The sequence below is a fragment of the Haloarcula sp. CBA1122 genome (assembly GCF_009741785.1).
GTDB classification, from domain to species: Archaea; Halobacteriota; Halobacteria; order Halobacteriales; family Haloarculaceae; genus Haloarcula; species Haloarcula hispanica.
Genome location: NZ_WPCB01000004.1, coordinates 49,630 through 70,970, shown reverse-complemented (window position 1 = coordinate 70,970; position 21,341 = coordinate 49,630). Strand labels below are relative to the sequence as shown.

The following is a 21,341-nucleotide window of genomic DNA, read 5'->3' as shown; positions in this document are numbered from 1 at the left end:
CGATGATAATAAATAACAGGAGAATGATGATAGGGGCCATTAAGGGCATAGCCAGTATACTGTATTTCCAAAAATTGAATAGATGATAGATATTGTCTGTCTCTAGAGACTTGTGAATACACACAGCTCAACGCTATCTAAATTGGCAAAAAGCGCGGCAATTGTACTCTTAGCTACTATCTTTGGAAATTCTGTCGGGTTATTGGCTGAGGTTATTATCGCTAGGTCTCTCCCTCCCTCACTCTATGGGGAGCTAACATTGACATATACCATCGTGTTTTCTCTTGGGACCATTGCGCTACTTGGGATCCACCAAGGAATGACCCGGCAAATCTCAGCAGTTGAGACCAAGAAGTGTCAAGTTCAGATATTCTATGCTGGATTCAGTATGGTACTACTTTCTGCTGTTGCTGCCGTTGGCGGTCTATATATTTCCCGGGGATGGCTGGCAAACGTTATGTCCGCAAATTATCTTCATCATCATCTACTATTACTCTCTCCGTTTTTATTCGTTTATCCACTTTCACGTGCTGCGCTTGCAACTCTTCGAGCTCAAAAAAGAACCCTTCCTGCAGTAATAGCACAACAGATCGGTGGCAGAGGAATAGCATTCGTCTCTCTCCTTCTATTTATATTAGCTGGCAGAGAATTTGATGGTGCCATCGTATACTGGGTCACTGCCCCTCTATTTGCATTAGTTATTGCTCTTTACTTTATTTCGACAAGTGAATTACCACGGAATCTGTTCAATATACTACCCGATCAAGAAACCGCTCGTAAACTCTGGGGCTTCTCTTGGCCCCTTGCCATTGGATCTGGGATATTCCTTCTGCTAAATAGGGTGGATATTTTGATGATTGGCTATTTTTTGCCGTCAGATGAAGTGGGCTACTACCGTGCGGTCCAGCCCCTAAAGAAGATTGCGACGTTTGCCTTGGGATCTTTCACATTTCTTTTTCTCCCAGTTGCGACTGAGTATTACACAGAGGGAGACACGGCAGGCCTTGATCAAATATTCACAATCACTACGAAATGGATTCTTCTGATAACGCTTCCTCCTGTACTATTGTTCGCCCTGTTTTCGGGGGAGGTTATCCAAATACTGTTCGGAGAGAGCTATCTACCTGCAGCACCCGTTTTGACTATTTTAAGCACCGGACTACTATTTCGTGCTCTTAGTGGACTTGACGGAGATATGGTCAAAGCAATCGACCGACCCCGAATTGAACTATTTTCTGGTGGTTTAGGCTTGGTGTCGAATATAGTCCTAAATTATCTGTTGATCCCAGTGTTCGAAATATCCGGTGCAGCTATTGCTACTGTTGTTGGATATATCATCTACAATGGAGTTGAACTAATCTGGATCTATCGCCTAACTGGTGGGTCTCCGTTTTCAGTTAATATTGCTAAATACATCGGTGCTATGTCTGCACTTGCTATACTGGTTTCTAGAATTATACCGTCCCCTATTGGATTGATAGGTTTGGGTTGTGTCGGTATCAGTTTAATCCTTCTTCAGCCAGTAGTTCTTATTCTGACCTCAAGCGTAGATGAGGCGGATATTGACTTGATTGAACAGGTAGAAACGAGAATGGGACGAGATCTTGAGATAGTAAAAAGAATGGCTAGAAAAGGGCTTTAATCGTCCAAATTAAATATATCCCAGGTCCTCTAGCCGACCCTGAGTAGTCTCATCCACATTGGACTCCTTGTTCATACCATCAGTTAATTCGCCAAGTTCATCTACCAGCAGATTGTGAAGCCGCTCAGCTTGCTCCGTATCACATACTGGAGTTGTTTCAGTTGGGTCCTCTTCAAGATCGTATAGCTCTGTGAGGCCATCTGACCCCTCAATTAGTTTCCAAGGACCTATTCGAATGGCGCGAAGAGAACGATCATACTCATGGGTTTCGTCATCCAACTTTCCAGCCCGTTCTTCCAGAGCGTCCATCGAAGGCTGAGGTTCCGGGTATTCAGAGATCACCTGATTTCCTCTGTCCTCTTCTTTCAATAATGGGTTTTCTACGTCTTCACTACCTGTATTTGCAATCTCACACAAGGCCCCATAGATTTCTTTTGTTTCCACGGGGTCTGTGACGTTTCTTGGAGCTATCGTATCTGGATATCGAATCGCGAGTGGAACATGGACTAGTGTTTGGTATAAGCAGTACTGATGATCCATCAAACCGTGGTCCCCAATATTTTCTCCATGATCGCCAGCGATAACGATACAGGTATTATTCATGACATTTCTCTGTTTAAGTTCTTCCAGAAGACGCCCGATTTGAGTGTCAAGATATCGGAGTTCTGCACGGTAAAGACTACGAAGAATCTCAAAGTGTTGTGGACTCATTGATTCTTGACCGGCGATGTATTTCCATGGATTTTGGTTGAGCTGGCGCGCTTCCTCTAGCTCTACATCGCCGGGCAGTTCATCTCTTGCCAAATCATCCGGTGGTTCGTAATCTAGATGTGGTTCCATATAGTTCAAAAAAAGAAACTGTGGACCGTCCGCCGTATTTTTTAATATAGACAGGGCATCAGAGGTGATTTTTTTCGCTCCGCTATCAAACCGCTTTGCCCAGAATTTTTCGTACGCTATGTTTCCGATAGTTTTTGCACTTGACACCATGGTAACACGGTCTGTTAGTGCACGAAACTGTTCGCGTCGAGAAGAGAGGTTCCGAATGTCTCCGAGCTCTGCCCCACCCCAGAACAGGTCATACGCAGTTTTGAACCTATCAAATCCTTTATCAAAATCAAAACCGGGAGATATCCAAGGGTTAGCAGAGATTCCGACAGTGTGATAGCCTTCCTCACGGAGTATCTGAGCAATAGGCGTGTTCGGTGGGTTAAACTTTGGATTGTCTGCCGAAGTACCATGTTGAGAGGGATATAACCCTGTGAACATCGAGCCGTGAGAGGGAACGGTCCACGGACCGGCCGCGGTGGCATTCTCATAGAGAACTGCGCCATCAAGCAGTGATTCGAAGTTCGGGATTTTTCCCTGTTCAAGAAGACCATGGAAAGTGGAGGCTCGACAAGTGTCGACTACGAGGAATATAATATTTGGCTTTGGTCCCATCGTTACTACTTCCAAGATTGACACTCTAAGTGAAATTATTTTCGAACTTCAAAGTAAACACCCGATTGAAGTGCTGTGCTAAACAGCGTCTCCTGAGCCACGGTGAGGCGACACCGATTTTGAGATTACCAGTATCAGCCCCTGACAAGTCAGCTCGAATTTCTGCTGTCCCGACCAGCACCGCTATTCAACACAGCAGGTTGAAGCATCACGATAGTCTCGCTAGTCACCACTCAAGGCGCCAATCGGATCTCAAGGAGCTACGAAGAATCCATTGCTGACAGCTCAGAAACTTCGTAATACAGCGCTTCTAATTTATCTGCATTTGCTTTCCATGAGTACTGTTTGGAGCAGATCTCTCGACCCTTCTCTGTGTCGAACACAGTGTTATAAAGGCTATCTATGATAGATTCGGCTAGTGCATCCGAATCATCGATAGCAACCAGCTGTCCAGCATTGTTTGCAATTATCTCGTCAGAGACACCAACGACGTCCGTCGTCACGACAGGCGTTCCACAGGCTAGTGCTTCTAGTATGACCAACCCAAACCCCTCTTGATCGGTCGATTTTGAGGGTAACACAAACAGGTCAGCGCCAGAATATAGCGAGACGAGATCCTCTTCAGGGACACGCCCCAGAAACTCCACATGGTCGTCAATGTCGAGTTTCCTGGCCTGCTGTTTGTACTGTGAGTGTAAGTCACCACCGCCGCCGACGAGCAACTTTGGGACCACGTCCTCGATCTCATCCAAGCGTGCGAGCGACTCCAGTAGTACGTCTAGGCCTTTGTATCCATGATGGCCATCGAGCACACTCAAAAAGAATAAGTTCGGCCGATCCGAAGAAAACCCAAGTTGTTCTCGCTCTGTAGATTCGAGTTCAACCGGATGGAAATGTTCCACGTCGACTCCGTTTTGAACTACACGTACCTTCTCAGCATATGGCTCAAGATGTTTTGAGTCCTCTAGATAATCTGCCTGTGTTACGATGATGCGGTCCGCGGTTCTGAGCAATAGTCGGAGCATCGTCCGGTTGTACGCGGTCGCAATGTAGTCGGCAAGGCCATCACCGATGATATCGTTGTGATACGTGACGACCACAGGGGTGTCGGTGATTACACCCACGAGAGCGCTTATATCGGCACTCCAAGGTGTGGGGATATGTGTGTGGATGACATCGGCCTTCCGAGCTTCCTTGATTAGTACTTTCGGTAAGGCAGGTGTGATATTGGTATTAGCTATCTGTCCGATACTTGTCAGGCGTCGTACGGTGATCCCATCAACAATCTCTCGTTTGTCCGTCTCAGGCTTAGATTTGGCACAAACGACTGTGACGTTGTGTCCAGACGCTACGTGCTTCTTTGAAAGATCGTGGACATAGGACTCTACCCCGCCGATATATGGATAAAACCGTACTGGTGTCTGTAGAATCTCCATCACGTTAGCCCAACACTATCAGGATAATAAGCAGTTCGACAGAAGTTTGTACTATTACCACTGCTGACGGGACATATCCCACAATTAGAGTATGTGAACAAGATGTATTTATACTCTCTCGGGTCATCAATGAACCGATATAGGCTGCCTTGTCCAATTCAATCATCGGCGGTGAAGTTTTCGGAGCGTATACTCAACTTGCCTCTTTGCAAGGTAAGATTGCTCACGTAGGGAGGTGGCACAACCTCACGTTACATCATCGAATCGATAGTGTTGTTCCCAGTCCCGAAGCCGGAAGGTGGAAAGAAAGACATCAAATAACGAAATCCTAAGTGCTACAAACTGAACGGCACTCTTGAAACGCTGCGTTCAAGATGCCGCCCCGTGACGATACGGCTACCTTACGATGGATGTCGCTTTTATCAGTAATGTGGTGTTTCCCTATGTGAAAGGCGGCGCTGAGAAACGCATCCACGAAATCGGCACTCGCCTCGCTGACGAGGGCCACGACATCACCATCTACGGCCGACATTTCTGGGACGGACCGGCAGAGACCACACACGAGGGAATGACCCTCCGTGCGGTCGCCCCCGAAGCAGAGCTCTACGAAGACGACCGCCGGTCCATCACCGAGGCCATCGACTTTGCGGCTCGCGCACTCCCTCCGCTCCGTCGACGTCTCAGCGACGATGAACACGACCTCGCGATCGCTAGCGTCTTCCCGTATTTTCCAGTTCTCTCGACGAAGCTTGCTAGCCTCGGGACTAGCACACCAGTGGTCACGACTTGGCACGAGGTCTGGGGCGACTACTGGGAGGAGTACCTTGGCCCGCTCGCTCCGGGTGGCAAACTCGTCGAACAACTCACGGCCAAGACGCCCCAGCATCCGATCGCGGTTTCGGGCATCACTGCGGACAACCTCGCTGCCATCGGCCCGAGCCGTGAGCACATCGAAGTCGTGCCAAACGGGCTCGATACCGAGCAGGTCCAGACGGCCCCTCGCCCCGACACCGGCTACGATATCGTCTTCGCTGGCAGGCTCATCGAGCACAAGAACGTCGACATTCTGCTAGAGGCATTCGATGCAGTCGCCGACAGGCATGACGTCACGCTAGGTATCATCGGTGACGGCCCGGAGCGTGACCGGCTGGATACCAAACGCGAATCACTGGAACACGCCGACCGCGTTTCGATGTTAGGCTTTCTCGAAGAGTACGAGGATGTTCTCGGCCATATGCGGGCCGCAGACATATTCGCGTCTCCCTCAACAAGAGAGGGATTCGGAATTACCTTCGTCGAGGCGATGGCCGCCGACTGCACCGTGATTGCTGCTGACCACCCAGATTCGGCGGCAGACGAGGTCATCGACGGCGCCGGCTTCCTCGTAGAACCTACCATTGCCTCGCTTACAGAAACGCTCGATGATATTTTAGGTGGTGACCGCCCAGCGACGGATCCCGTCGAACGTGCACAGCAATACGACTGGGATGCGGTTGCAGATCAGGCCGAAACCGTCTATCAGCGAGCTATTGACGGGTCGTGGTAACAGGAACTCTAGCGGAAACGGAACTGCGCTTTGGCTCCCCTCTGCGGTTTAATATCGAAGCCGACCCACACACCTCGTAACGAGTGAAACATCGTCATGGGTCCCCGCCCGTCGCTGAGCTCTCAATGGCTTGGATGACAACCTCTGGATCCCGAAGCAGTCGATGTTCCAGGTAGCTCCCTTCACCCTGTCCACCCCCTGTGTGATTCGACTCAGTCACCCCGAGAAACGACTGTTCTTTCAGCAGCCGGTACACGCGATCCTCGGAGAGTGGATCCGCTCCAGCCTGCTCAGCGACCTTTAAATAAAGCGTATAGATCTGATGAGTTCGAAAAGCTTCCTGAGCTGGGTTGTCGACGGTAAGTAGCGCCAGCGCTCGGAGGATGTATTTCACATGCGGCGTCGTCCCACGCACGAGTTTCTCGAAGCGGTTCACCTCTGCTTGCTGGACGGCGTCATCGACGTGCGAGACTGTGACTGTCTCCGTCCCCTGTTTCTCAGCGAGACGGCCAGCTTCGTATAGCGTATCGATCGCTTTCCGTGCATCCCCGTGTTCTTTGGCTGAGAGGGCAGCGACCTTTGGGATCACATCGTGCTCCAACACGTCCGGTTCGAAGGCATCCGTCCGGTTGTCCAAGATTGCTCGTAACTGACCAGCATCGTAGGGGTCAAAGACGAGTTCGTTCTCCTGCAGACTTGAGTCGATGCGTTCGCTCAAGCGCTCGCGATATTCGATCTTGTTACTGATGCAGATGGCGCCGACGTGTGTCTCTGCTTTCCCGCTCTCGCGAGCCCGAGAGAGGCTGCGTAACAGTTCATCATCGTCTAACTTGTCGATTTCATCGAGAATGACGACCAGTGAGTTAATGTTGTACTCCTCAAGTAGGTCCCAGGTGATGTCACGGTAGTCGGTGGCTCCGATCCCGACACGCGGGACGTCGATATCTGCGTCGAGGCTCGCCACTAGTTTGCGTGCCATCTCCCGGCTTGCCTTTGCGTCGGTCTGATAATCGGAGCAGTCGACGTACGCCTGCTGAAACGAGATATCGTTTGCCTGTGCCTCGAAGTGAGCCTCACGAGACACACACCTCGCAACGAGTGACTTTCCGGTTCCGGTCTTGCCGTATATGATCGTACTCTCCGGTGGGCCGCCGACCGTTGCTGGACCGAGTGCTTGCCCGATAGCGCTGACTTCGTCGTCCCGCCCAACGACTCGCTCCAGATCGGGGACGTGGCCGACGCGTACCAGTTCCCTGTTAGCAAATATTCCGCCGGTTTTGAAGATATTATCATCTTCATCTGAGTCTGACATTATTTACTCTATCAAATCCGTCCCTGTATGATAAGTGTAGCGACCAAGCAACGAGTGAAGTTTAGTAAAACCCGTCTAAAACCATTTTAGTAGCTTTTCACATAAATTTATATATGTCTGAGTGGGGTGTCACACACCCTCTACCGAGTGTAATCGCCTACTGCCCACACTAGGCTACTTGAAGTCACGCGCGGGAAGGCATGCAGTCCACGATGGACTATATCTAGATCGGAGTCCCTTACCCTCATTTCACCACTGGCGCAGCGTCTACTTACAGTAAACGCCGAACGACTGGCCGAGAATACACAGCTTACGTTCGGTTCATGATCCGCTCATGACGAGTATCTCTCTGTCAACGACGATCAGCGGTCAGTACACTCGGTACTTGGTGCGTGCCTGCGAGATCCATTTGTGGACTATTATAAAACGCAGTCGGGTTGCATATTCGATGCAACCCGCAACTTCGCGGCTTTTGTCTCAGTCCGCTTTTCGTCCCGAAACCCGCTTACTTGCCGCTCATCAGAGACGCTGTGGAGATCCGATCTTTCACTCGGTGTGGGGTGTGTCTGAGACGAGAATCTATCGGACAGACAATGACAACCAGCCAGTACACTCGGTATCAGGTGTGTCCGGGACAAGCTTTCCGCCAGTCAGGCAGGACCAGCACACCTGTACCAACGGCAGATCAACCCCAAAGCACCACCCACGGCAGCAGCCGCGTAGTCCATATGAGAGCTCACGAGGGAAGCGATACGACAGTCCGGACACGAGCGATTCGAGCGCGGTACGACGTCATTCACCACCGGGCGGTGACAGGTGCACTCTTCCCTCGGTGGATGCAAGGTTACCTACACGAGCTCGCCATGCTGGGAATCACCAGTTGGGTTGAGTAGGATACAGACGACGTTGGAGGACGGTACTACGAGTACGCTCTTGCTGCGAATCCACTCCCTGTATCGAGACAATCAGCAAAACGGTAGGCCACATGGGTATCTTCAAGGAAGTACAACAGCGTCTTGATCGGAGTCACTGAGCTGTCCTCGATACGAGGTCGTCCAACTGCTACAAAAGACACTGGACATGTGGTAGCAGGAACAGGCTTCTGGTCGCCATGTGTCATACGGACCGTTATCGCTTTTCGAGCCAGTATGTGATTGCAACGTACTGCTCCGGTTGTCCCTATAGTAACAATTGAAACGATGTACACAGATCACACTGCCATCGTGCGATCAGGTGTACATTGATTTGCAATGGCTACTATAGCTGTTCATAACCCACGGCTGACTCGTACACGGAGACGCTTGACGCCTTATTGATTAGGTGTTAGTAAGTGGAAAGAGTAACACTAACCATGCACCAGCGGTGGTCAGACTTCGCACCAGAACTCGAATCCGGTGAATCGGACCGCGTCAACGACGTTATTGACGATATTAGCGATATGAGTCTCAGCGAGCGGAGCGAACTCTTCAACAGCTGCTTCGACGAGGTAGTCCAACTGTATGAGGCGGCCGACGATGGATACGTCCGGCAGTCAGTTGTCCGCGTCGCAGACCAGCTTGTACCTGGACTTCCGATCGTAGCGGCACTCGACAATGACGACCGATCTATCGCTATCGACGAAGCAACTTTCCAAGACCAGACAGATGCACTGTGTGGCTTTCTACTAGAGGCGCTCACGGACGACGATGGCCGTGTTAGACAAGCGGCCAAGCGTGGCTTGAAAGACGTGTTTCGAACCTACGACGCGCTTGACGATGAGGAGACACTGGAAGCGCTTGTCATCGAACTTGACGATATGGCAGGGGAAACGTCGGGGACGCAGGCGAAGCACCTCCGTGAAGCGAAAGAAGACGCCAAATTCTCGCTTCAGTCGGGCGTCGCGCGTCTCGTCGAGGGATTCGAAGAGGAGTTCGGCGGTTCGATTCAGAAGGACACGTAACTCCTCAGTTCAATTCCTGTGCCCAGAAACACACTTGACACCCAGTTAGACGCTCAGATGTCTACAAAGATAGCTGCTGAAGCATAGCCCTGCCTCACGAAGTTGAGAACTGAACTAACTCCGAATCGGGTGTGTGTCTCAACGGTCAATGGATATCCCTGGTGCTATCGAGCTAGTTCCAGCCATCAGATCGGGTATATTTGCTACCAGAACACTCCGGAAATCTGGTGTTCGAACCTGCGCTTGTTGACCATCACGACTGTACTGAGCAAGTCCCCCGACCTCAACCAGCCAGGGCTTTCTGTCTCTCTGCGGCCGTCGTTCGAAATCTAAACACCATCCTCAGTACGGCGAGACGCGAACAGGCGTCCGAGCAAATTCACCGGCATTGCGCGTGACGACTGGTTCATCACGGCCAACAGCAATCCCCGCGATCATTGCCTCGACAGCACCAATCTGTTCCCCGGAGCGAGCAAGATCACGTTGAACGTCCACGGCACGACACGCAGCTTCGCTATCGTATGGCACTAACGGACTGTCGTCGAGAATCTCATCGAACTGTTGGCCAGTCGTTGTCGTTGGGTCGATACCGATCCCGACGTCGGTATAGACTAGGGTTGGACAACAAGTAGTTCATCGGAGATCTCATCGAGTTTTGCAACTGCTCCGGCGTCCTCAGCGAGTAAATCAGTCAAAAAGCATACATCGAGAATCACTGTTCAATCTGGCTCTCATCGTTGATGCGTCTATCGACATCATCACGGAATGAGCGGGATTTCTCTTGAATCTGCGCTACTTCGTCATCTTCTGCCAACCCGACCAATCCATACAGTGGATGTTCCTCTTCGGTAAGGATACGATCAATAACGTCGCTAAAGCTCTCACCTTCGCCTTTCTTACGACGCAACCGCTCGTATGTTTCCTCTTTGAGACTGATTGTTTTACTCGGCATCTGTGTCTGACTTTCTGTGTATCTATTTATTTGGGCGACTGTGTACTGTCGTGGAGTTGGCTGAGGGACCTGATATCCTGCAACAAGGTTGTGATTGCAGTACTACGCTACGTCGAGTGTCCCGGGTTCAGATACCAATACAGAGGACATTCGAGACACTCGACGAGACGGCGACTGGGTAGGAGAGCGATAGAGTACCGCTTCCCACGAGGCCCGTATGAATCAATTGGAAAGCACTCGACACGGTGGGGAATCACTACAGCGGGCGCACTGGCTGTTCGTTAATAGAATGCCATGTGACACGCAGTCTTCCCTCCCACACAAGGTATTTCCTCCCACATCAACGTAGCACTACTACCGAGTCAGAGAATGGTCCTCCCAATCGAACATTTCATCATCGCCCTCCTTCCCGTCGCAGTATACGCCCTCCTCCGCGATCGACAGCTCCCAACGCTTCACTTACTGGCAGTGACGTTCTTCGGCAGCCAGTTCCCGGATCTCATCGACAAGCCACTGGCGTACGAACTCCAATTGATCCCCTCCGGGCGGGTATTTATGCACTCGCTTCCGTTCGCGATTCCGCTCTCGATTGCCGTCGTCGCATACGCGGTCCGAACGGATCGGACTAGACTTGGGGCGGCGTTTGCCTTCGCCCATCTCTCACATCTGGTGGCCGATAACCGACAGCTCCTTCGCCCGGACCCGTACGTGTCGTCGGACTTGCTCTGGCCGCTCCAGCCGCCCGTTGTGCGCCCGGCGGTCCCACAGTGGGTCGGCGAGGGTGCAGTAAATCTCCACCTCTGGACCGGGTTTTCGGTGCTCGTTCTCGCACTGGCGGCGTATATTCTAGTAATGGACCTGCAGACCCAACTTGACTTCAGATTGTTTTGAGGGGTATCACAAGTCGGATCCATGACGTTTTAGACCGACGGGCGAACGACGGTATTGTATGCGACGATTGGTCCTCGCCGTCTGCTTCGTTGCCCTCTTCGCTGGGTGTGGCACATTCGTGGGAGATAGTCCGCCGCCGAGCGACGAACGAGCCGTCGCGGCCGTCGAGGAGGCGAACAGCACTGTCGCCACCGTCAAAGCGTACCGATTCGGAATGGATATGCACGTAACTGCGTCGGATGGTGAGCAGTCACGGACCGTGAGAGTCGACGGTGAGGGTGCGGTGAACGTCTCGGAAAAACGGATGCAGGCGACGACACGGATGCAAGACCAGACGGTCGAGTCCTTCGTCGATGGGTACAAAGCGTACCAGGGCTGTCAGGAACCCTGGGACGGCTACGGCGTCGAGAACGTTTCGCGCTCCGAGCCGTGGGCAACCGCGACACCGCTCCATCGGCAAGTCCTGCTCTTCGAACGCTCGAACGTCTACTGGCGGGGCAACGAGACGCTCGACGGCAACCGGACTGTTCTCGTCACGGCGTCCCCGAGCGCCGAGACCATCGAGTCACTGATGAATCGCCGACAGGCTGGCGACATGGCGCTCAACCGCGGCTCGCTTGAGAACGCGACGGCGCGACTCTGGCTCGACCCGGAAACAAACAGGCCAGTAAAATCGGAACTCCGACTACAAATCTCACAGCGAGGCGCGACCGCAACCGCGACAATTACGCTCAGGTACACTGACTTCGACGAACCGACCAAAATCTCGGTACCACCGGAGGTGTACGACGACCCCTACGAACTCGGCTGTCCCGGTGCCAGCTGACCCACTCGTCAGCAACAGAGAGAAACCGCTGAACGGTGGGCGAGAAACTCGCTCAGTCCGTCCAGTCCTCGTACAGCCCGCGGCCGACGACACCGAGGCCGACGAGCGTTATGAGGTTGAGGAGGAGGCCACCGACGACCGGAATTGCGAACGGGACGGCCAGTAGTAGTCCGCCAGCGACGCCATCTGTTGCGCTCACGGTCCCGTCATCGCCGATAACCGAGTTCCCGACCCAGACGGCAGTAATGCCGGTACCGATGATACCCAGGATGCCGATGAGAAGCAGCCCGGGGATCGAGATCAGAGCGCCGATAACCGTCAGCGCGAGTATCACCAGCCCGATGGGGAGGAAAATGCCGACGAGAACTCCCCAGCCGATTGCGCCGCCGAGGTCGTCCTGAATCTCCCGCACGGCGTTAGTCGTATACTTCGGGCCGATAGCGGCGGCTGCAGCACCTAATACTGCAAGAATAACGAACCCGACACCGAATCGGAGAACGACTTCGAGCGCCGGGCTAAGACTCCCACCCGAGGCTGTAGGCTGTGCTGTTGCGACCCCGGAGAGTCCGAGTACGGCGAGTAGACTCCCGAGACTACTAACGGCTTGCTTGGAGGGCATAGTAGCGTCTTCTCGGTTTCATCTGCGGTTGTAAACCTCTTCTGTATGTTCGCGATCTGTCATCGCAGCTGGCGATACAACCGCTCCTGCTGTGTTTCGTCCGTCTGTCGGCTGTTTCCCCGGGTACTGACCGGCCGGTTCCGCGGCCAGTACTCGACCCCCGGTCTGAGTGCCAACAAGCCTGAAACGACGGATGGTCGCACCGTCGGCGCTACTCTGTGAGGTCGACGACGTCGGCGTCGACGAGGTCCACCAATCGGTCCGGTTCGACCGCAAACACCGCGCTCGGCGTGCCGGCGGCAGCGTGAACAACGTCGTAGTGGGTCAGTGTCGGGTCGACCGTGGTCGGGAGGGCCGTATCGTGACAGATCGGGGGGACGCCGCCGATGCTCCAGCCGACGACGCTCCGAATGTCGCCCGGGTCGGCCATCGACGCGGTTTCTGCACCGTAGTGGTTCGCGACCGCGTCAAGGTCAAGACGGTTCGCACCGCTCGTGATTGCGGCGACGAGGTCACCGTCGCGATTGCTGCCTGCAAGTGCGACGACGATGGTCGATGCGATGGCGGCCGTCTCGCAGCCGATGGCCTCGGCGGCCGCTGCGGCTGTTTCCGTTCCCGACTCGAATTCCGAGACATCGAGGTCAACCCCGTATCGGTCACGGGCCCGGTCCGCAAATTCCGAAGCGCGTTCGTGCATACCTCTTCTGTACACCTCTCTCTGTAAAAACGGGGACGAAGACGAACAGGACGATAGCTCAATCGTATCGGTCGAAACGTCGCCTGCCGTCCTAACGTAGCACGATTCCTCCCAGAATCAACCGCCCCACAGATACCCCTGCAAGAACGGTTCGTGCTGTTCCCGCATCTCTCATGCTGTGAGGACAAGCTACTCGATCCGGTGCTTTCGGGCGACTCGGACAAGATCGAGTACACCTCGTACGAAGTCGTCGCCCAGAATGATGACTAATCCGACGGTGAAGTCACGACCGAACCGGAACCCCGCGGCAAACCCGTCTCAGTCAAGCATCCCGATCTGATCCGCGGTAAAGCCGAACACGTCCTCGTAGCCGTAGGCTGAGAGCAACACCGGGTGGAAGGCCTCCTCCGCGACGACAGTTTCGTCGTCGGCTGCTGCCACAGGGTCACCCTCTGGCACCGGCTCGAAGTTCCGGACGAACACCTCGTACTGTTCTGCTGCTGCCTTCGGAATCGGCTCGCCAAGCTGGAACACTGGGAGTGACGTCTCCCGTTGTTGAGGTGACTCCGCGGTGACTCCAGTGGCAGCGAGGAACTCCCGGATGACCTGCTCCGCGTTCTCGGCGGCTTCCGCGGAGCCCTGATAGCCACATTCGACTTCGACGACTGAGTCCACCGTCGCGAACAATCGTCCCTCGTTTGCGCCTTTCGTCTGAACGACGGCGTCCACGGAGAGGGCGCTACAGAGTGCCTCCATTTCCGGCGTGAGGTCGTCGACGAGGGCGAACATTCCGTCGTAGGACTGTGTGGAGTGCAGCGAAAGCACGGTGCAATCGTGGAGTTCTGCGGCGAGAGCCGCGGCCAGCCGTGTCTCGTGGGACTCGCTGTCAGCGTCGCCTGGGAACGATCGGTTGAGGTCCGTATCGAGATATCGCTTGTTTGCGTCGAGGGCGGCCTCGTTCGCGATGATGAACTTGACCGGTCGCTCGACCTCCGGTGGGTCGGCAAGGACGGCTTCGATGCCGTCCCGACCGCACGGTTCGTCGCCGTGGATGCTTCCCACGACGGCCACCTCCGGAACCCCGTCTCCCAGTTGCTCGATTCGCATCTGTCCGTGCTAACGCTTCCAGCCTTTAGAATTATCCGGATTCGGTCAATGTTCGAGCGACTCAGCGAACTCGATGTCCTCCGGGCGACACGTCGGATACTCGCCGTCGAGACGGATCTGCCAGCCCTGGAGCGCTGACGGGTCCGACAGCGCATTCGTCACCGTCGTCCGCACATCTAGCAGGTCGACGCCGTAGTAGTCGTTGGGGACGCCACGGAAGTACTGCAGCGATGTGCGAAACAGCGATCGCATCCCGTCGTCGTCCTCGAAGTCGAAGTGCTTGTACGCGCCGGCGGCGACCTGCACCATCCCGTGGAGGAACTTGCTCTCCGTGTTCCCGCGGCCGTAGTTGTACCATTCGTCTTCGAAACAGTCGTGTGATTCGTGGAACTCCCCGGAGTTGTACAGACGGACGCCGTGGACGACGGCCCGCCTGAGCGTCTCGTGTTCCCATTGACCGTCGGTTCGCCAGCCCGAAGGGTTCCCGTCGGGGGCCTCGACGGTCGGGTCGCGCGTGTGGTCGTCCATGCCTACGCTACTTGTTCACGGTGGGTCAAACCACCGGTTCTATCGGCGACAGTCGCCATTGGAACGCAATGCCCACCTGATCGCGCGGCGGCAGTGCGGCCAGTACGCAAACGCTTTCAATTACTGACATACTGTCCCACCGGCCTTGAGTCGCTTCCGTACGACATTTATACCGTACCGCCATGTGTACCGAATGCACTACGCGTGCGAGGGTAGCCAAGCCAGGAAACGGCGGCGGACTCAAGATCCGCTCCCGTAGGGGTCCAAGGGTTCAAATCCCTTCCCTCGCATCGTATAGGGGCCGCACAACGCGGCGCCGAAGGATGCACACGGAAGGGTTTGAACGAGAGAAGGCGGGGCGGTTGCCCGTCTCCGCGTAGTTCAAATCCCTTCCCTCGCACTGTTGGACCGACGCGGTCCCTCGCAAACAGTGAGCGGCCCTCGTCACGGTCGCGAGTACGCCATCGACCCCGATGGTGTCTCGCTGTGAAGACGACGGCCGACCGGTGCCGGAAGACTCGCACGGAGCGATCTTCCCTCGCAATTCTCCGAACCGATCTGCTAGAGACGTGTCTCAGCGATGTGGCACCCTGTGACACCAGCCCGATGAAGCTGGCTCTCCCGTGAATTGCCCCAGATCAGTTCAGTAAGTACCGCTCTAAACGCGGACTACAGTTACTGAGACATTATTTAGGCTCTTTTAGCATCGGTTAGTTACCATCTTATTTGTGAATATATATCAAAAACTAACAACTACAGGAAAACAATCAATTATACCTCAGTTCATGTACTATCTCGGCCCAGAAGGCTTCTAAAGGCCTCAGAATAGTATCACTGCACAAGAAATATACCACAGGCTTCAGTAATGTTTCAGTAATGGTAAAAACACCAATAATAACGCCGGCTGTCATCTTCGTCATGGCAGTCGCGTTGGTACTCGCTGGTCCGTTATCAGTGACGACCACTGTTGGGGCAACCCCCGTCGCTGGGAGCCAGTCGCTCTCGGTGACCGAAAACGTCGACGTGTGGGACCGGTCCCCGCTCACGCTCCGAACGACGTCAGAAGGGCCGACCACGATAGTGGCACCGCGGACGTTCCTCAACGTCGAATCAGCTGCGACTGGCGACTTGCCGCTCAACAAGCGGACGATGACGATCCACGAGCGCAACGAGTCAATAAACATGTCCTTCGAACCCAGAATCGGTGCCGGAACGAGGGCACTTGCCGGCGACGAGGCGCAACTGCTGGCTGTCAAGTTGGATGAAGCACCGACTACGGCAGGGGCAAACGCCAGTAACATCTCCCGCGCTTCCCTCGAAGATGTCTTCGCAAATAACTCGGACACTACGTCATCGGAGCTACTCGATGACGCGGAAGACGTCGGCACGATAGACGAGGATGGCGAACTGCAGGCGTCCTACACCCCTGAATCGGGCGGCGCATACGGCTTCGTTCTGGTGACTGTCGACGAGGGCGATGAAGGGCTATCGGTATCGGACGGTAACGTCTCCGTCAACGGGAACGTGACCGTCGTCGGTGTCGAACAGGCCGTGGTGCAGGACAACGCCTCGAACGTCGAGCGGACCCAGAACCCAGTCAACCCCGGCGACAACGTCACGCTGGCTGTCGACACTGAGATGGAAGACGAAAACGCCACCCACGCGGTCCTGCTGGTCCGACAGGGCGTACTCCAGCGGCAGTCGAGCACGGTGACTGTGTCGGGCGAACTGAACGAGAGCTTCTCGGCTGACCAGATCACCGTCGAGAATTCTTTCGATAACATCAGCGGTGTTGGGACGGTTGAGAGCAACACTGGACTGGGGAGTTTCACCCTCTCCGAGAACCAGTCGATACCTGCAATCGGGTTGCAGGGGCTGTTCGGCACGGTGGTTTCCGAGGCCGAATCGGACGCTAGCGGGGACGTTATCCATGCCTCTGCAACGATTGTCAGCGGTGACGCTGACGCCAACGTGACGGTCCAGACCCTGGATTCTTGGCCAAACGGTGCGTATCAGTACGTCCACGTCGCAGTCGGTAACGAAACCGGGACTCTCAACTCGGATACCGGCACGGTGGCAGTGAGTCCGGGCGGCGGCCCTGATAACGGTGGTGGCCCGGGCAACGGTGGCGGTCCCCCGGACAACGCTGGCGGACCGAGTGATGCTGGGGACGACGACGAAGAGGACGGAGAGTAACTGATCGGGCGGCCTTTACTGGTGGTGTCCACCGAACACAGCACCTCTTTGTGCGCCGACGTGTGCGGATTCTACTCGATGACACGGCCGACTGCTGGCCGATCGCTGTTAAACCCGGGTCCGCTGTCGAGCATTTACTATAAGGAATGCGTCAAACTGAGAACCTGTTATAAATACGAATAGAGTGATTTGCCGAGACACGACTCACGAGTCGCGCTGTAAAATCCCCAGACAGCGGGTACGTGTTTTGTAACCGTCATATGACACTGTGTAGCGTCGAATGTCACTGCATAAGAATTATACCGCACCCCTCCGAAAAAATTCAGTAATGTATAAAACAACAAACGGAAAACGCACTGTAATTTGTGCGATGACAGTGCTGCTGGTGTTAGCCGCCCCCCTGTCGGTAACGTCGGCGGCGGCAACGCCAGTTGATGAAGGGCAAACGACAGCGGTGACGGAAAACGTGGATGTCTGGGAGCGGTCACTGCTCCCGCTTCGGACGTCCTCCACCGGCCCAACAGCGATAGCAGCCCCGGAGACGTACATCAACATCGAGTCTGCCCAGACAGGTGACGTCCCTCTCAACAGAGAGGAGTACACGATTCACGAGACGGGCGAATCAGTAGACCTTCGGTTCGAATCAACGACTGGGGCTGGAACGACGGGACTTGCTGGTGACGAGGCGCAACTGCTCGCTGTCAGACTCTCTGAGAACCCATCTTCAGCAGGGTTTAGCGAAGGTAGCATCAGAACCGATCTGGCCAGTATCTTTACGAACGACTCCAACGCCAACTCGGTCGAACTGCTAGACGACGGGGACGGTGTCGGTTCGATAGATGACAACGGTGCGCTCGAAACCTCGTACACGCCTGACTCGGGCGGTGCCTACGGCTTCGTCCTGGTCACTGTCGATGACGGACAGGGCATGTCCGTTTCGGACAACAATGTCTCGGTCGATGGGAACGTGACCGTCGTCGGCGTCGAACAGACGCTGGTTCAGGAAAGCCCGTCGACGGTCGATGCGACCTCCGACGATATCACCGCTGGCGATAACGTCTCGCTCGATATCGAGACCGAACTGGAGGACGACTCTGTCACGCACGCTGTGTTGCTACTCGACGAGGACGAACTCCAACAGCGGACGAGCACCGTCCGTGTGACCGGCGAAATCGATGAGAATTTCTCGGAAGACCAGGTCACGGTCGAGAACTCCTTCGACGGCGTCAACGGCGTCTCGTCGGCCGACGATGACGCTACCCTCACCGGTGAGGACTCGACGGCAGCAGGAGCGATGCCGTCAGCGGGACTGATCGGGCTGTTCGGGTTCGTTCTCTCCGAAGCATCGCCGGATTCGACCGGTGATGACGTGATGCACGCCTCGTCGACGACGGTCTCCGGTGCCTCCGATACCACCGTCGACGTCGAAACACTCGACTCCTGGCCAAACGGGACGTACACGTATGTTCACGTCGCTGTTGGCGAAGACTCAAACGATATCAACTCCGCGACCGGGACAGTCACGCTATCACAGTCGAACGAAACCGATTCCGGCGACGATGATGACGATAGCGACGACGGGAGTGATGGCAACAACGGCGGCGGCGACGACGGGAGTGATGGCAACAACGGTGACGGCGACAACGACAACAACGACAACGACGACAACAATAACGGGAGCGATGACAGCGATAGCGGAGATAGCGATGACGATAGTGGGAACGACGACTCCGATACCGAGGGGACTGAAGAAGACACTGAGGACGAAGCTACGACCGACACCGACGACACTGAGACAGTCGAGACTGAAGACGGAGAGGTGCCAACGGAAGCAGCCACGACCGCAGGTGGTGGGGCACAGCAACCTGATGAGACAGACACAACCGGAACGGAGGGCTCGGTCGAGACCACGAGTTCGAGCGGCCCCGGTTTCACCGTCCTCGTCGCGGTGCTAGCATTGCTAGGCGCTGGATTCCTGGCACGTCGGGACTGAGGAACTGCCACAGTTTACGCGGCATTTGTCTATTCTCTGACGAATCTCTTTCTCTGACGGATTTCTCTCCTGTTGTGTACTAGCCGGAGCTAGCTTTCCTGCATAACTGAGTTATCCCCTCCTAGCGGCTGCGGATACAATATTGCTGAAAGGGGTAATTTTATGTCATTTTACATATAACATTGCTATGTAAGGTACATACAATGGGGGACTACGCAAAGCCATCCCGTGCGGCGAAAATCAAGTGCATCAAGTGTAACTCACCGGTCGTGCTCACCGTCGACGAAGAGTATATCTGTGTCAGCTGCGGCGAAGCACCGATCGAATCGGCGACCCCAGTTTGAGACAGGCGTTTCAGCTTCACTCCGCGATCTCCAGAGGCGGGAACGGTAGCTTTGATATCTGACGGGTAGTTCGAAATCCGCCGCTTGAGACCCACTGCTTCAGTAGCAACGACCGTTGGCCGCGAACGCTTTACCGTTGTGGTATTTCGGCTGAGACCTGCTCGTATCTCCAGTACACCGTCACGAGGCTGTAGCTGATGGCCAGTCCGAAGACGATCACAGGGACGGCAAGCGAGAGTAGACTGTCGGGCGAATGCGCCGCAAACGACGGCGTTCTATCGGGGGTTGCCGACAACAGCGGCCAGAACAGGTTCGGAAAGAAGTAGTAGTCCGTCCCGAGCCGCACAATCGGATAGAAGTCGCCGGCGATGTGTGAGAGGTAGCCGGCGGAAAACACCACTGCGTGCCGTCCGTAGCTCTGGCGTGCAGCCAGCAGTACAAGGATGGTGAGGACGGGTAGCGAGACGACCAGCGAATGGGCAAGCATACGCCCGCTCGGAAGAATAGCGACCGTCCACGCGAGCGGCTTGTCGATTACGTCCGGGAGTTGCGTCGCAACAAGCAAGAGCAGTACCATCGGCCCAGACGGGAGTCGACGCCACTGAGCCACCATGTATGCCGTCAGCGGGACGGCTGCGAGGAGGAAGTGGCCTGCGGGGTACACGGTGAAACCAATGATCCAGGCAAGGAAAAGCTGTTTGCCGGGTTAGATCTCAAAAGAATGGGCAGTAAGTCGGTCCCTGTTTTACCTGGGGGAGCGCTGCTCGCTACGAGAACCTGGGTCAGCCGGTTACGTTCACCCAGAGGTGGACTTCCCGGTACGCAGTCGATTGGTCCACGGTCTCAGGTGGTGACCCGCGGTACAGCAGGTACTGGAGCCGAAGCCCCTCCCCAGTCATCTCGGGCGTCACTTCGTGCTGGCGGTGCCAGGTCTCGTTGTGGCCCAGGGTCGGCTGGAAGCGCCGAAGTTCCGACCGTTCCCGGACCTGGGTTTCGTTGCCGACGCGCTCGACGCGTTGTAACTCGGCGACTACGGTGTACTCTGTCCGTTCGTGTTCCTGATTCCCGATACCGACGATCAACGAGCGACCTTCGCCCTGCTGAAACTCCGTCGGATAGCCGTCAGCGACGAGTTCCCCGTCTTCGTCTTCGGTCAGCAGGTAGAACTCGCTGAACCGCTCGCCGTCCTTTGGTACCGTGACCGCGTAGCCGACGCTGGCGGCCGCAAGCAGGATGCTCAGGACCAACAGCACGTTCAGGACCGCGTCCGTCCGTGAGGCCGGCGAGAACAACTCCGCACGTCCGGCACTGAGCCACGCGCGATACGGGACATGAAACCGTTCGTCAGCGGGTACCGCCCAGCGTCGAACAGCCGCGACAGCGGTCAACACGAGCGTCAGCCCGCTGAGCGACACGAGAATCGGAAGCAGGCGGATACCCCACGGCGTGAAATTCAACACTAGGCCGACCAAGGGAACGAGGGCGATACTGAGTCCGAACGAGAGTGCGACCCGTTCGATACCGTCGATTCCGTCGGCTCGTGGATCCGAAACGGTCTCGTCGTCGGCCGTGGGGCCGCTCCCGGCCTCCGGAAACAGCGCTGCGATGAACGCATAGCCGGGAATGAAGAGGACAAACACGAGCCCGGCGACGATGCGGACCGGCGTGTCGGAGATGACCGGCAGCAGGGCAGCCAGATTCGTCAGAATCACCACGCCGATAACGCCTGCCAGATCGGCCGGGAGGTGGCGGAGTTGACGTGGCAAGAGTAGTTTCCACGTCTGGGTTTCAGCCATTGGCAATGAGTCATGTCGGCACGGTAAAAAAATAGCTGATTGCGTCCCTCTCTGCCACGGTACGTGACTGCGAC

The 21,341-nt window shown here is 55.3% G+C and carries 17 protein-coding genes, 1 tRNA gene and 1 pseudogene; 8 read left to right on the top strand and 11 right to left on the bottom strand.

Going from position 1 to position 21,341, the window contains the following annotated elements; genetic code table 11:
* The first annotated feature begins 112 nt into the window (after window positions 1-112).
* On the top strand, window positions 113-1,642 hold the full coding sequence (locus tag GJ630_RS02580; protein ID WP_191449340.1) for a flippase: 1,530 nt from the start codon (window positions 113-115) through the stop codon (window positions 1,640-1,642).
* Window positions 1,643-1,651: 9 nt separating this feature from the next.
* On the opposite strand, the gene GJ630_RS02575 is transcribed toward GJ630_RS02580, so the two are convergent.
* The gene (locus GJ630_RS02575; protein ID WP_146418120.1) at window positions 1,652-3,085 is read right to left on the bottom strand and encodes a sulfatase-like hydrolase/transferase; all 1,434 of its coding nucleotides are present in this window, start codon (window positions 3,083-3,085) and stop codon (window positions 1,652-1,654) included.
* A 260-nt stretch (window positions 3,086-3,345) separates the two neighbouring features.
* Entirely contained in the window at window positions 3,346-4,521 is a 1,176-nt protein-coding gene (locus tag GJ630_RS02570; RefSeq protein ID WP_050007822.1) for a glycosyltransferase family 4 protein, read from the bottom strand.
* Window positions 4,522-4,927: 406 nt separating this feature from the next.
* On the opposite strand from GJ630_RS02570, the gene GJ630_RS02565 reads away from it, so the two are divergent.
* Window positions 4,928-6,067 carry a glycosyltransferase family 4 protein gene (locus tag GJ630_RS02565; protein ID WP_151103436.1) on the top strand — a complete coding sequence of 380 codons (1,140 nt, stop codon included), beginning with the start codon at window positions 4,928-4,930 and terminating at the stop codon, window positions 6,065-6,067.
* A gap of 94 nt (window positions 6,068-6,161) precedes the next feature.
* Here the strand turns inward: GJ630_RS02565 and GJ630_RS02560 are convergent, their stop codons facing one another.
* The gene (locus GJ630_RS02560) at window positions 6,162-7,379 is read right to left on the bottom strand and encodes a Cdc6/Cdc18 family protein (protein WP_191449339.1); all 1,218 of its coding nucleotides are present in this window, start codon (window positions 7,377-7,379) and stop codon (window positions 6,162-6,164) included.
* 1,351 nt (window positions 7,380-8,730) lie between these two features.
* On the opposite strand from GJ630_RS02560, the gene GJ630_RS02555 reads away from it, so the two are divergent.
* A complete protein-coding gene (locus tag GJ630_RS02555; RefSeq protein ID WP_050007777.1) occupies window positions 8,731-9,318 on the top strand; it encodes a hypothetical protein in 588 nt (195 codons plus the stop codon).
* A gap of 712 nt (window positions 9,319-10,030) precedes the next feature.
* Here the strand turns inward: GJ630_RS02555 and GJ630_RS02550 are convergent.
* Window positions 10,031-10,270: an antitoxin VapB family protein gene (locus tag GJ630_RS02550; RefSeq protein ID WP_050007776.1), complete on the bottom strand. Its 240-nt coding sequence runs from the start codon at window positions 10,268-10,270 to the stop codon at window positions 10,031-10,033.
* A 369-nt stretch (window positions 10,271-10,639) separates the two neighbouring features.
* Between GJ630_RS02550 and GJ630_RS02545 the strand changes: the two genes are divergently transcribed.
* Window positions 10,640-11,161, top strand: a complete 522-nt coding sequence (locus tag GJ630_RS02545) for a metal-dependent hydrolase (protein WP_050038132.1) — start codon at window positions 10,640-10,642, stop codon at window positions 11,159-11,161.
* Window positions 11,162-11,219: 58 nt separating this feature from the next.
* A complete protein-coding gene (locus tag GJ630_RS02540) occupies window positions 11,220-11,987 on the top strand; it encodes a hypothetical protein (RefSeq protein ID WP_175055158.1) in 768 nt (255 codons plus the stop codon).
* A gap of 52 nt (window positions 11,988-12,039) precedes the next feature.
* Here the strand turns inward: GJ630_RS02540 and GJ630_RS02535 are convergent, their stop codons facing one another.
* The 5 genes and pseudogenes from GJ630_RS02535 to GJ630_RS02520 all read right to left on the bottom strand — a co-directional run bounded on the left by GJ630_RS02535 (window position 12,040) and on the right by GJ630_RS02520 (window position 14,938).
* Entirely contained in the window at window positions 12,040-12,606 is a 567-nt protein-coding gene (locus tag GJ630_RS02535; RefSeq protein ID WP_050038131.1) for a hypothetical protein, read from the bottom strand.
* 211 nt (window positions 12,607-12,817) lie between these two features.
* Entirely contained in the window at window positions 12,818-13,303 is a 486-nt protein-coding gene (locus tag GJ630_RS02530) for a YbaK/EbsC family protein (protein WP_191449338.1), read from the bottom strand.
* Window positions 13,304-13,360: 57 nt separating this feature from the next.
* A pseudogene (locus GJ630_RS20415) lies at window positions 13,361-13,474 on the bottom strand (IS200/IS605 family transposase); the annotation flags it as partial.
* A 147-nt stretch (window positions 13,475-13,621) separates the two neighbouring features.
* Window positions 13,622-14,410 (bottom strand): succinylglutamate desuccinylase/aspartoacylase family protein, encoded by a 789-nt coding sequence (locus GJ630_RS02525; protein ID WP_014040470.1) that lies wholly within the window; start codon window positions 14,408-14,410, stop codon window positions 13,622-13,624.
* A gap of 45 nt (window positions 14,411-14,455) precedes the next feature.
* Entirely contained in the window at window positions 14,456-14,938 is a 483-nt protein-coding gene (locus tag GJ630_RS02520; protein WP_014040469.1) for a DUF309 domain-containing protein, read from the bottom strand.
* A 206-nt stretch (window positions 14,939-15,144) separates the two neighbouring features.
* On the opposite strand from GJ630_RS02520, the gene GJ630_RS02515 reads away from it, so the two are divergent.
* The 3 genes from GJ630_RS02515 to GJ630_RS02505 all read left to right on the top strand — a co-directional run bounded on the left by GJ630_RS02515 (window position 15,145) and on the right by GJ630_RS02505 (window position 19,127).
* Window positions 15,145-15,228, top strand: a tRNA-Leu gene (locus GJ630_RS02515).
* A 628-nt stretch (window positions 15,229-15,856) separates the two neighbouring features.
* Window positions 15,857-17,134 (top strand): PGF-CTERM sorting domain-containing protein, encoded by a 1,278-nt coding sequence (locus tag GJ630_RS02510; RefSeq protein WP_191449364.1) that lies wholly within the window; start codon window positions 15,857-15,859, stop codon window positions 17,132-17,134.
* 370 nt (window positions 17,135-17,504) lie between these two features.
* On the top strand, window positions 17,505-19,127 hold the full coding sequence (locus tag GJ630_RS02505; protein WP_252718705.1) for a PGF-CTERM sorting domain-containing protein: 1,623 nt from the start codon (window positions 17,505-17,507) through the stop codon (window positions 19,125-19,127).
* A 474-nt stretch (window positions 19,128-19,601) separates the two neighbouring features.
* On the opposite strand, the gene GJ630_RS02500 is transcribed toward GJ630_RS02505, so the two are convergent.
* Both GJ630_RS02500 and GJ630_RS02495 read right to left on the bottom strand, forming a co-directional pair.
* A complete protein-coding gene (locus GJ630_RS02500) occupies window positions 19,602-20,135 on the bottom strand; it encodes a metal-dependent hydrolase (RefSeq protein ID WP_225306762.1) in 534 nt (177 codons plus the stop codon).
* A gap of 118 nt (window positions 20,136-20,253) precedes the next feature.
* Window positions 20,254-21,267 carry a DUF1616 domain-containing protein gene (locus GJ630_RS02495; protein ID WP_064288133.1) on the bottom strand — a complete coding sequence of 338 codons (1,014 nt, stop codon included), beginning with the start codon at window positions 21,265-21,267 and terminating at the stop codon, window positions 20,254-20,256.
* Window positions 21,268-21,341 lie beyond the last annotated feature (74 nt).